General features: G+C 63.3%; 12 protein-coding genes. 11 read left to right on the top strand and 1 reads right to left on the bottom strand.

Translation table 11 applies throughout. From position 1 onward, the window contains the following. The 9 genes from EOD15_RS17415 to EOD15_RS17375 all read left to right on the top strand — a co-directional run. Positions 1-1,137, top strand: a 1,137-nt coding sequence (locus EOD15_RS17415; RefSeq protein WP_245463697.1) for a thiamine pyrophosphate-dependent enzyme, incomplete at its 5' end; no start/stop codon positions are given. Positions 1,138-1,222: 85 nt separating this feature from the next. Further along, positions 1,223-1,795, top strand: a complete 573-nt coding sequence (gene ilvN, locus EOD15_RS17410) for an acetolactate synthase small subunit (protein ID WP_023757090.1) — start codon at positions 1,223-1,225, stop codon at positions 1,793-1,795. 82 nt (positions 1,796-1,877) lie between these two features. Then, complete coding sequence (locus EOD15_RS17405) at positions 1,878-2,474, top strand: LysE family translocator (RefSeq protein ID WP_127321268.1); 597 nt, start codon at positions 1,878-1,880, stop codon at positions 2,472-2,474. Between the two features lie 244 nt (positions 2,475-2,718). Further along, positions 2,719-3,975 (top strand): efflux RND transporter periplasmic adaptor subunit, encoded by a 1,257-nt coding sequence (locus tag EOD15_RS17400; RefSeq protein WP_127321269.1) that lies wholly within the window; start codon positions 2,719-2,721, stop codon positions 3,973-3,975. After that, a complete protein-coding gene (locus EOD15_RS17395) occupies positions 3,972-7,133 on the top strand; it encodes an efflux RND transporter permease subunit (protein WP_127408670.1) in 3,162 nt (1,053 codons plus the stop codon). Before EOD15_RS17400 ends, EOD15_RS17395 begins: the two co-directional genes overlap by 4 nt. Before the next feature lie 81 nt (positions 7,134-7,214). After that, complete coding sequence (gene nthA, locus EOD15_RS17390) at positions 7,215-7,838, top strand: nitrile hydratase subunit alpha (RefSeq protein ID WP_127408671.1); 624 nt, start codon at positions 7,215-7,217, stop codon at positions 7,836-7,838. Then, positions 7,835-8,494, top strand: coding sequence for a nitrile hydratase subunit beta (gene nthB / locus EOD15_RS17385; protein ID WP_127320512.1), 660 nt, complete (start codon positions 7,835-7,837; stop codon positions 8,492-8,494). Before nthA ends, nthB begins: the two co-directional genes overlap by 4 nt. Continuing rightward, complete coding sequence (locus EOD15_RS17380; protein WP_127320513.1) at positions 8,481-8,852, top strand: nitrile hydratase accessory protein; 372 nt, start codon at positions 8,481-8,483, stop codon at positions 8,850-8,852. The genes nthB and EOD15_RS17380 overlap by 14 nt, the downstream gene beginning before the upstream one ends. Positions 8,853-8,984: 132 nt before the next feature. Next, entirely contained in the window at positions 8,985-10,112 is a 1,128-nt protein-coding gene (locus tag EOD15_RS17375) for an ATP-dependent RecD-like DNA helicase (protein ID WP_027034850.1), read from the top strand. Here EOD15_RS17375 and EOD15_RS17370 read toward each other — a convergent pair. Further along, on the bottom strand, positions 10,105-10,527 hold the full coding sequence (locus EOD15_RS17370; RefSeq protein ID WP_127320514.1) for an STAS/SEC14 domain-containing protein: 423 nt from the start codon (positions 10,525-10,527) through the stop codon (positions 10,105-10,107). The genes EOD15_RS17375 and EOD15_RS17370 overlap by 8 nt on opposite strands. Before the next feature lie 156 nt (positions 10,528-10,683). Between EOD15_RS17370 and EOD15_RS17365 the strand changes: the two genes are divergently transcribed. Next, a complete protein-coding gene (locus tag EOD15_RS17365; protein ID WP_127320515.1) occupies positions 10,684-11,424 on the top strand; it encodes a pyridoxine 5'-phosphate synthase in 741 nt (246 codons plus the stop codon). A gap of 104 nt (positions 11,425-11,528) precedes the next feature. Further along, positions 11,529-12,056, top strand: a 528-nt coding sequence (locus EOD15_RS17360) for a KUP/HAK/KT family potassium transporter (protein ID WP_185929013.1), incomplete at its 3' end; no start/stop codon positions are given.

Here is a 12,056-nt window from a genome sequence, read left to right as displayed (position 1 = left end):
ATCTATAGCGGCGGCGGCGTCATCAATTCCGGCCCGGAAGCGAGCCATCTGCTGCGCGAACTGGTCGATCTTACCGGTTTCCCGATTACCTCGACGCTGATGGGCCTCGGTGCCTATCCGGCATCGGGCAAGAACTGGATGGGCATGCTCGGCATGCACGGCACCTATGAAGCCAACATGGCCATGCATGACTGCGACGTGATGATCTGCATCGGCGCGCGTTTCGACGACCGCATCACCGGTCGGCTGACCGCGTTCTCGCCGAATTCGAAGAAGATCCACATCGACATCGATCCATCGTCGATCAACAAGAACGTTCACACCGAGGTGCCGATCATCGGCGATGTCGGCCGGGTGCTGGAGGATATGGTGCGGCTGTGGCGCGCGAGCGCCAAGGCCGACAAGAAGGCGCTCTACCCGTGGTGGGAGCAGATCGCCAAATGGCGTGCGCGCGACTCGCTCGCCTACAAGATGAACAACGACGTGATCATGCCGCAATACGCCATCGAGCGGCTCTACGAACTGACCAAGGGTATGGACACCTACATCACCACCGAGGTCGGCCAGCACCAGATGTGGGCGGCGCAGCACTATCATTTCGAGAAGCCGAACCGCTGGATGACGTCAGGCGGGCTGGGCACGATGGGTTACGGCCTGCCGGCGGCGCTCGGCGTGCAGATCGCGCATCCCGATGCGCTGGTCATCGACATCGCCGGCGACGCTTCGGTGCAGATGACGATGCAGGAGATGAGCGCTGCCGTGCAGCACGATGCGCCGATCAAGATCTTCATCCTGAACAACCAGTATATGGGCATGGTGCGGCAGTGGCAGCAGCTGCTGCACGGCAACCGGCTGTCGCATTCCTACACCGAAGCGATGCCCGACTTCGTCAAGCTGGCCGAGGCCTATGGCGGACACGGCATTCGCTGCGAGAAGCCGGACGAACTGGACGACGCGATCAAGGAGATGATCTCGGTCAGGAAGCCGGTGCTGTTCGACTGCCGCGTGGCGACGCTCGCCAACTGCTTCCCGATGATCCCATCGGGCAAGGCGCACAATGAGATGCTCTTGCCCGACGAGGCGACCGACGAGGCGGTGGCCAACGCCATCGACGCCAAGGGCAGGGAACTGGTGTAGCCGGCAGAACCAAGGCAGGGCTGTCGCGAGAAAGCCCTGCGCAAACAGAGAATTAGCTCAAGAGCTTGAAATCGAGATTCATGTCATGAACGCACAGCTACAACCGACCGGCTCCGCCTATTTCATCGCCAAGGAGACGGAAAAGCCGGAAAACCACACGCTTTCCGTGCTGGTCGACAATGAGCCGGGCGTGCTTGCCAGGGTCATCGGCCTCTTTTCCGGGCGTGGCTACAACATCGAGAGCCTGACCGTCTCCGAGACCGAGCATGAGAAGCATTTGTCGCGCATCACCATCGTGACGCGCGGCACGCCGCATGTGCTGGAGCAGATCAAGCACCAGCTCGAGCGCATCGTGCCGGTTCACCGCGTGGTCGACCTGACCGTGCGTTCGCATGAATCCGGCCAGGAGCGGCCGCTGGAGCGCGAACTGGCGCTGGTCAAAGTCGCCGGCACCGGCGAGGCCCGGGTCGAGGCGTTGCGGCTGGCCGATGCGTTCCGCGCCAGCGTCATCGACGCCAACACCGAGCATTTCATCTTCGAGATCACCGGCAAGGGCTCCAAGATCGACCAGTTCATCGCCATCATGAAACCGCTCGGCCTGGTTGAAATCTGCCGCACCGGCGTGGCGGCGTTGAACCGCGGCCCGCAGGCGATGTAGGACTTCGGCGGGGCTGGCGCCGAACGCGCCAGCCAGCTTCCATAGTGAGGCTTCCGGTGCTGACTTGTCAGGGAGGATATCCATGTCGCTCGACGCATTCCTTGCCCTGCTTGTCTACGCCTTCGTGACGTCGATCACGCCGGGGCCGAACAATCTCATGCTGCTGGCATCGGGCGTGAATTTCGGCCTCGTCAGAACCGTTCCGCACATGCTGGGCATCAGCATGGGCTTCCTCGTGCTGCTGCTTGCCGTCGGTCTTGGCCTCGGCGCTGTGTTGACGGCGTTTCCGGCGCTGCATACCGGATTGAAGATCGCAGGCGGTGCCTACCTGCTCTATCTTGCGTGGAAGATCGCCATGTCGCGCACGCTGACCGGCAAGGGCGAGACGAATGCGCGGCCCATGCGCTTCATCGAGGCGGCCGCATTCCAGTGGGTCAATCCCAAGGCGTGGGTGATGGCGATCACCGCCATGGCCGTCTATGCCAATGCCGAGCACCCGTTCCTGTCGGTGGTGTTGATCGCCGTGGCTTTCACTATCGTCAATTTGCCGAGCGTCTCGGTATGGGCAGGGTTCGGCACGGCGCTGCGTGGCTTCCTGTCGGACCCGGTGCGGCTGAAATGGTTCAACATCGCCATGGGCGTGCTGCTGGCGGCGACGCTTTGGCCGATGCTTAAATAGGCCGTGGGGCGCCACCATCCGATCGTAGGGGGACGGGATTCGCACCCTCGGCGGACCGTGCGGATCGGGAGCCGCCACGTGTTGCACATCCATTGTGCAGTGCACATTAAATCTTCGTAATGCCGCCTTTTGGCCCTTTTCCGACAAAGGCCTGTCCTATCTATTCGGCGAAATCGCGGCAACGGGCCGCGTTGGAATAGAACCCATCGGACCACGACGTGTCGGGTGGAGAGGGCCTTTGACCATGCGTGGAAAAGTCGTTCTTTCGTTGCTGGCCGTCGCCTGCCTGGGCGCGGCCGGGTGGCTCTATCTTTCGCCTGATGCGCTGGGCAGGGTCCAGAAGGTCATCGGCGCAAAGCAGGTTGCCGCGCCGGACAAACAGGCTGCGGCTTCGGACAAGAAGGCCGACAATGCCGGGCGCTCGGCCTCCATCCTCTCGGCCGTCGCCTCGACAGCCGATTTCCCGATCCGGCGTTATGCGATCGGCTTCGTCTCCTCTCCCGCCGTCGTCAACATCAACGCGCGGGTGTCCAGCCAGATCGTGTCCATCGACGTCAAGGACGGGCAGATGGTCAAGACCGGCGATCTGCTGTTTTCGCTCGATGACCGGGCGCTGAAGGCGCAGCTTGCCAAGGACCAGGCGGCGCTGGCCAAGGATCAGGCGATGCTCGCCAGCTCGCAGTCCGATCTCCAGCGCGCCAAGGATCTGGTCGCCAAGCAGGCCGGAACGCAGCAGACCTACGACCAGGCCGTCGCCGCGCAGAAGGCTGCCGCAGCGACTGTCGATGCCGACAAGGCGACAATCGACGCCGACAATGTCCAGCTTGGCTTCGCCACGATCACGGCGCCGATTTCCGGCAGGCTGGGTGCTGTCAGCGTCGCCGTCGGCGATCTCGTCACCGTCAGCAATGGCAACAGCAGCACGGCGACCCCGCTGGTGACCATCACCCAGATGGACCCGCTGCAGGTCAACTTCAATCTTCCCGAGAGTAACCTGGCCCTGCTGCACAAGGCGCTCGCCAACCCGCAGCAGGGCGCGGTGACACTGACCAAGGATGGTGACCCGACGCCGATCGGCAAGGGTACGCTCGATTTCGTCGACTCCAGCGTCGACACCGCGTCGGGCACGATTGCCACGCGGGCAAGCATTCCCAATGCCGACCTTTCGCTATGGCCCGGCCAGTATGTGAATGTCGTGCTCGACGCCGGTATCATGCCGCAGATGACATCGGTTCCCACGGTCGCGGTGCAGCCAAGCCAGAAGGGGCCGTTCGTCTATGTCGTCAAGCCGGACAACACGGTCGAGATGCGGCCGGTGCAGCTGGCGCTAACCGAAGGCGACAACAGCGCCATCAGCCAGGGGCTGAAAAGCGGCGAGAAAGTTGTCACTGAGGGCCAGACGAGGCTGAAGGACGGCGCCGCGGTGCATGAGGGCAAGGCCACGGCCGATGCCGCGCCGAAGGTGGCCGAGGCGAGCAAAGCGGGCGAGGCAGCCCAATGATCTCCGAATTCTGCATACGCAGGCCTGTCGCCACCCTTCTGATGTCGTTCGCCCTCGTGCTGGGCGGACTGTTCGCCTACAAGTTCCTGCCGGTGGCGGCACTGCCCAGCGCCGAATTCCCGGTGGTCAACGTCTCGGCTTCGCTGCCCGGCGCCTCGCCGGAAACCATGGCGACATCGGTGGCGACGCCGCTGATCAAGCAGTTCGCCACCATCGCCGGCATCGATTCCATTTCGACGACGAACTCGCTTGGCCAGACCTCGATCGCCATCCAGTTCGTGCTCAACCGCGACATCGACGCGGCAGCAGCCGACGTGCAGGCGGCGATCGCGCGCACGCAGAAATCATTGCCGCCGCAGATGACGGCGCCGCCGAGCTATCGCAAGGTCAATCCGGCCGACGCGCCGATTCTTTTGATGTCGCTGGTCAGCGACACGGTTCCGCTGACCGATCTCGATGCTTTCGCGGAAAATGTCATCTCGCCGTCGCTGTCGACCATAGACGGCGTGGCGCAGGTCTCGATCTTCGGCCAACAGAAATACGCGGTGCGCATCCAGATCGACCCGACCGCGCTTGCCGCGCGCGGCATCTCGATCGATCAGCTGCAGGCGGCGGTCGCCTCGGCCAACAGCAACACGCCGCTCGGCGTGCTGCAGAACGACAAGCAGCAGCTTACCATCACCGCCAACACGCAGCTGACTGACGCCGCCGGCTTCTCCAACATCATCATCGCCACCAAAAACGGTCACCCCGTGCGGTTGGGCGAGGTGACCCGTGTGGTCGATTCGGTGCAGACGACGACGACGGCGAGCTGGTATGACGGTACGCGCGCGATCATCATGGCGGTGCAGCGCCAACCCGACGCCAACACCGTCGACGTCGTCGACAAGGTCAAGGCCATGCTGCCGTCCTTCAAGGACCAGATGCCGGCCGCCGCCGACATCAAGCTGCTTAACGACCGCTCCAGTTCGATCCGTCAGGCCGTCGATGACGTCCAGTTCACGCTGCTGTTGACCATCGCGCTGGTGGTCATGGTGATCTTCGTGTTCCTGCGCCGGGTGACGGCGACCATCATCCCGGCCGTGGCGGTGCCGATTTCGCTGATCGCCACGCTCGGCGCGATGTTCCTGTTCGGCTTTTCCATCGACAACATATCGCTGATGGGCCTGACGCTGGCGGTCGGCCTCGTCGTCGACGACGCCATCGTGATGCTTGAAAACATCTTCCGCCATATGGAGGAGGACGGGCTGTCGGCCTTCGACGCATCGCTGAAGGGCGCGCGCGAAATCGGCTTCACCATCATCTCGATCTCGATCTCGCTGGTGGCGGTGTTCATCCCCGTGCTGCTGATGGGTGGCGTCATCGGGCGCATCTTCAACGAGTTCGCCGTCGTGGTGACAGTCGCCATCCTGGCGTCGATGTTCGTGTCGCTGACGCTGACGCCGATGCTGTGCTCGCGGCTGCTGTCGGTGACCAAAGCCGACCGCGACAAGCATGGCCCCGGCCACAAGCCGGACCTCGTCACCCGCGGCTACGACAAGGTCTTGAGCTTCTGCCTGCGGCACACCTTCCTGGTGTTCCTCGTCTTCGTCGGCACCGCGGCAGCGTCGGTGTGGCTGATCCAGACTTCGCCGAAGGGTTTCTTCCCGCAGGAGGACATCGGCCAGATATCGGTGACCACCATCGCACGTCAGGACATCTCTTTCGACGCCATGTCCAGGCTGCAAGGACAGGTCGCCAGTGTCTTCTCGCATTCGCCCTATGTCGACCATGTGGCGTGGTCGGCGGGCAGCGGCAACAATGCGCTCAACCAGGGGCAGCTTTTCGTCCAGCTTAAGGGCAAGGACCAGCGCCCCGATATCGAGAAGGTGCTTTCGGACCTGCGCAAGCAACTGGCCGGCGTGGCGGGCATCGAGACCTACATGCAGCCGGTGCAGAATTTGAGGCTGGGCTCGCGGTCGTCGGCCAGCGCCTACCAGCTCGTGGTTCAGGGCCTCGATACCGGCCTGACCGATATCTGGGCGCAGAAACTGAACGACGCGATGGCCGCCGATCATGCGAACTTCACCGACGTCACCAGCGACCTGCAGAACAATGCGCTGCAGGCTACGCTGGTGGTGGATCGCGACAAGGCCGCCCAGCTCGGTATCGACACCGACACGTTGCGCTCCGCCCTCTATGGCGGGTTCGGCACCGACCAGGTTTCGACAATCTTCGGTTCGGCCGACAGCTACGAAGTCATCACCGAGCTCGATCCCAAGATCGAGTGGTCGCCCGAGCGGATGCTGGCCATCCAGATGAGGACGGCGAGCGGCAGTCTTGTTCCGCTCGGCGCCTTCGCCCGGGTCGATCGCACGGCCGGCGCCCTGACGGTCAACCAGCTCGGCCAGCTTCCAGCCGTGACCATCTCCTACAATCTGCCGCAGGGCGTGGCGCTGGGCGACAGCGTGACGCGCATCAATGCGCTCAAGGAGCAGATCGGCATGCCGACGGTGATCTCGACCACCTTCGCCGGCACGGCCAAGACCTTCCAGGATTCTCTTGCCAACCAGGGTTTTCTGGTCGGCGGCGCAATCCTGACGATCTATATCGTGCTCGGCATCCTCTACGAGAGCTTCATCCACCCGCTGACCATCCTTACCGGCCTGCCATCGGCCGTGCTCGGAGCGGTCGTTGCGCTGCGCTTCGCCGGCATGGATCTGTCTGTTATCGCGGTGATCGGCATCCTGATGCTGATCGGCATCGTCAAGAAGAACGGCATCATGATGGTCGACGTCGCGCTTGAACTGCGACGAGAAGGCATGTCCGCGACCGAGTCCATCCACAAGGCCTGCCTGATGCGGTTCAGGCCGATCATGATGACGACGCTGGCGGCACTGATGGGCACGTTCCCGATCGCGCTCGGCACCGGCGCCAGCGCCGAATTGCGCCAGCCGCTGGGCGTTGCCGTTGTCGGTGGTCTGCTTGCCTCGCAGGCGCTGACCCTGTTCGTGACGCCGGTGATCTATGTCTACATGGAGAATTTCTCGGGCTGGCTGGTCGGGCTCTGGTCGAAGCGCAAGGGCGAGACGGGCCCGGTCGAAGCGGGGGATCAGCCCTCGCTGTTCAAGCCTAGGGAAGACATGCTGCCAGAACCGCAGCAGGCGGCGGCCGAATGATGTGACAGGGCCAGCGCCATGTGCCGTTGGCCCAAGCCGTTGCGCTTGCGGCGGCATCACTGGAAACGTAGTTTGCCGGCCATGTCACACGATCATGACCACGACAACGAACTCGATCCGTTTGCCGCCCGCGTGCGCGCGCTGGAAACCATCCTCACTCAGAAGGGGCTGATCGATCCGGCGGCGATCGACGTCATCGTCGACACCTACGAGACGAAAATCGGCCCGCGCAATGGCGCCAGGGTGGTGGCGAAAGCCTGGAGCGATCCCGCCTATGCCGAATGGCTGAAGCGCGATGCGACGGCGGCGATCGAATCGCTGGGCTATACCGGCCGCCAAGGCGAGCACATGCAGGCGGTGTTCAACACCGAGGAGACGCACAATCTCGTCGTCTGCACGCTGTGCTCCTGCTATCCGTGGTCGGTGCTCGGCCTGCCGCCGGTCTGGTACAAGGCGCCGCCCTATCGTTCGCGCGCGGTGATCGATCCGCGCGGCGTGCTGGAAGAATTTGGACTGACGCTGCCGGCCGGGACAAAAATACGCGTCTGGGATTCGACCGCGGAGCTGCGCTATCTCGTCGTGCCGATGCGGCCTGAGGGCACCGAGGGCTGGAGCGAGGAGCGGCTGGCGGAGCTGGTCAGCCGTGACGCGATGATCGGGACCGGCCTGGCCCAAAGACCTGAAATAGAGGGGCAGTCGGCATGAACGGGCCGCACGATCTTGGCGGACAGATGGGCTTCGGCCCGGTCGCACCCGAAAAAGACGAGCCTTACTTCCACGCCGCCTGGGAAAGGCGGGCGCTCGGCGTGACACTGACTGCCGGGGCCATGGGCGCGTGGAACATCGACGAGAGCCGGCACGCGCGGGAATCACTGCATCCGGCTGTCTACTATTCATCGAGCTACTACCAGATATGGATCAAGGCGCTGGAGGTGCTGTTGAAGCGCCATGGCTTCGTCAGCGAGCGCGATCTCGAAGCCGGCAAGGCAGTCGATCCGGCAGCGACTCCCAAGAGGGTGTTGAAGGCAGAAAATGTGCCTGGGGTGCTGGCCAAGGGTGGTCCTTGCGACCGGCCGATAGCGCAGCCGGCGCGGTTCAAGGCCGGCGACCCCGTACGGACCAAAAACCTCAACCCGACCGGCCACACGCGGCTGCCGCGCTATGCGCGCGCCAAGCAGGGGGTGATTGAGACGGTGCACGACGGTTTCGTGTTCCCCGACAGCAACGCGCATGGACACGGCGAAAATCCGCAATGGGTCTACACCGTGGTTTTCGAAGGGCCGGAAATCTGGGGCGAGGGCGCCGACCCGACGCTAAGCGTGTCGATAGACGCCTGGGAGAACTATCTTGAGCCGGCGTGATACGGATCTGCCCGAGCTGCCGCCGGGCGTCGATGCGCCGGTGTTTGCCGAGCCGTGGCAGGCTGAGGCGTTCGCCATGACGGTGGCGTTGCACGACAAGGGCCTGTTTTCGTGGAGCGAGTGGGCGCAGGCGCTGTCGATCGAAGTGAAGAAGCCAGGCGCCGCGGCTGACGGCCATGACTATTACGAACATTGGCTGGCCGCGCTGGAAAGCCTGCTTGCCACCAAAGGGCTGGCCGCGAAGTCGGATGTCGACGCCATGGCTGAAGCCTGGGAGCGCGCCGCGCATGCCACCCCGCACGGCAAGCCGATCCTGCTGGAAAACGATCCCCAGCCGATTCGATCAAGTGTGGGGTGAGCTTGTATGTTCCCTTTACGTTCTTGTCTGCGCCTGATAGCCTGACCTGTCGGCGGCATTGAAGCGTCCCGGCGCATCGATGATGGTGGCGGCTGTCTTGTCTTTCCCTTGCGAATCCGGTCTCTCGCGCTGATGGAATTCTCTCCCCAACAGGACGACGCGCTGAAGGCGGTCGCCCAATGGCTGAAGACCGGCCAGCCGCAGCTGTTCCGGCTGTTCGGCTATGCCGGCACCGGCAAGACGACGCTGGCGCGGTATTTCGCCGAACATGTCGACGGCCAGGTGCAGTTCGCCGCCTTCACCGGCAAGGCGGCGCAGGTGCTGCGCTCCAAGGGCGCGGTCAATGCGCGCACCATTCATTCGCTGATCTATCGGCCGAAGGGCGAGGAATCGGTATCGGACGAGGTCACCGGCAAGACCTCGATGTCGCCGACCTTCTCGCTTAACCGCCAGAGCCCGATTACGCGGGCGAAACTGGTCGTCATCGACGAATGCTCGATGGTCGACGAGCAGCTCGGCCGCGACCTGATGAGTTTCGGCACGCCGATCCTGGTACTGGGCGACCCCGGCCAGCTGCCGCCGATCTCGGGCGGCGGCTTCTTCACCGACCACGAGCCGGATTTTTTGCTGACCGAAATCCACCGGCAGGCGCGCGACAACCCGATCCTGCGGCTGGCGCTCGATGTGCGTGAGGGCCGTGAATTCATGCGTGGCGACTATGGCACGGCGCAGGTGATCGGCAAGGAAGACGTTACCCAGGAACTGGTGCTGAAGGCGGACCAGGTGCTGGTCGGCACCAACCGCACGCGTCGCCGCTACAATCAGCGGCTGCGCGAGCTCAAGGGCTTCAACGCCGATTATCCGCAAGCCGGCGACAAGCTGGTCTGCCTGCGCAACGATCCGGCAAAGGGCCTGCTCAACGGCTCGCTGTGGAAGGTGATGACCTCGTCGCGCGAGACGGTGAAGCCCGGCATCAACCTTCTGGTGTCGCCGGAAGAGGACGATCCGGATCGCGGCGTCGCCAAGATCAAGCTGCTCAAGGCGGCGTTCGAGGATCCCGATGCCGACATCCCGTGGCAGCAGAAGAAGCGCTTCGACGATTTCGACTATGGCTACGCGCTGACCGTGCACAAGGCGCAAGGCTCGCAGTGGAACGAGATCGTGCTGTTTGATGAAAGCTGGGCCTTCAAGGAAACCCGCCAGCGCTGGCTCTACACCGCCATCACGCGGGCGGCCGAGCGGCTGACGATCGTCAGGTAGGGGCGCCGGATGCTGTTGCCCCGATAGGCTGCGCGGCAAGCCATTGCCAGGCGGCGGCCTCGTCCTCCGCCTTGAAGTGCCTGATTTCAACGGGCGGGGGGGACGGCAGAAAGCGTTGTGCGTCCGCTATCCAGTCCGGTTCGCCGATGGTTGCGCAACGGCCGACATGTTCCAATGCATGAATCGCGCCCTGCTTCAGGGTCTCGTCCGCGATGTCGGCCCAGTCGACGCCATCGTGGTCGACGAGGCGCACCAGCACATCGATGCGCGGATGCAGGGCATAGGCTGCCTCCAGCAGCCCGAAAAGATTTTCACCGTCGGCCGCGGAAACGTGCCCGACGACATCGATGGCGAAAAGGTCGTCGCGGCTGGTCTCGATACGGCGAATTGCCGGAACCTCATCGAGAAAATTCATCGGCGCTTTCCTTTCCCGGCTCGTTCATCAGGCTTGGAACACCCGAAACCCCCAGTCTGTTCCCACCAAAGGCATTACTGTTCCCACCAAAGGCATTACTGTTCCCGTCAAAGGCATTATAGGTGGGCGCGTTGAATGATTTCCGAGGCCGCCCGCATGCCTGCAAAGCTCTCCGTCAACCTCAATGCCATCGCCATGCTGCGCAACCGGCGCGACCTGCCGTGGCCAAGCGTGACCGGCCTCGGCCGCATTGCGCTGGCGGCCGGCGCGCATGGGCTGACGGTGCATCCGCGCCCCGACGAGCGGCACACAAGAAACTCCGATCTGCCTGAGATTCGGTCGCTGATCGACGACGAGTTTCCGCGCGCGGAATTCAACATCGAAGGCTATCCGACCGAGGATTTCCTGTTGCTTGTGGAAAAGCATCAGCCTGAACAGGTGACTTTGGTGCCGGACGATCCAGCCCAGGCGACATCGGACCATGGCTGGAACTTCGCCACCCAGGCCGCGTTCCTTACACCGATCGTCAAACGCTTGAAAAAAGGGGGCTTTCGCGTGTCGCTGTTTTCCGACCCTAATCCCGATTGGGTGGCGGCCGCACGCGACACCGGTGCCGATCGCATCGAGCTCTATACTGGTCCATATGGCAGCTATCACACAGATTCCGCCAAAGCGGCCAAAGAGCTGGAAAGATTGGGAAAAACCGCTGACGCGGCGCTTGCCGCCGGGCTGCAGGTCAATGCCGGGCACGATCTCGTGGTCGGCAATCTGCCGGCGCTGGTCAAGCGCATTCCGGCATTGGCCGAAGTGTCGATCGGACATGGGTTGACAGCCGACGCGTTGGAGTATGGCATGGCCGGCACGGTGGGTCGGTTCCTCAAGGCCTGCGGATGGTAGCGATGGGCAGCCTGGCGCGGCAGGCATGGCAGCCATTACGCGACGGCACTTGATATTGCATCGCAGCAAGCGTAGAGCACCGCGCGCTTATCGGAGTGTCGTCCATGGCCCTTACCAACACTGGTAGTGAGGCAGAACCCGTCGAACAATCGAGCCATTCGGAAGTCGAACAGCACAGCACCAAGGTTCTGATGCTGGGCGCGCTCGGTGTCGTCTATGGGGATATCGGCACCAGCCCGATCTACGCCTTTCGCGAGGCGCTGGTGGCGTCCTCGGGCGGCAATGTCGCCCAGCGCGGCGATATTCTCGGCGTGCTGTCGCTGATCATCTGGTCGCTGACGATCATCGTCACCATCAAATACATCATGTTCGTGCTGCGCGCCGACAACCGCGGCGAGGGCGGCGTGCTGTCGCTGATGGCGCTGGCGCGCGGCAGTTTCCCCAAGCGTTCAGCATTGATGCTCGCTATCGGCATCGTCGGGGCATCGCTTTTCTTCGGTGACGCCGTCATCACACCGGCGATTTCGGTGCTGTCGGCGGTCGAGGGCATGAATGTCGTCACGCCGACCTTCCAGCCCTATGTCGTGCCGCTGACATTGGTCATCCTTGCCATGGGGTTCGCGGTGCAGCGC

The sequence above is a fragment of the Mesorhizobium sp. M7A.T.Ca.US.000.02.2.1 genome, assembly GCF_003996995.1.
Classification (GTDB): domain Bacteria; phylum Pseudomonadota; class Alphaproteobacteria; order Rhizobiales; family Rhizobiaceae; genus Mesorhizobium.
Note: the sequence above shows the minus strand (reverse complement) of the source record. Positions and strands in the feature narration are given on the sequence as shown.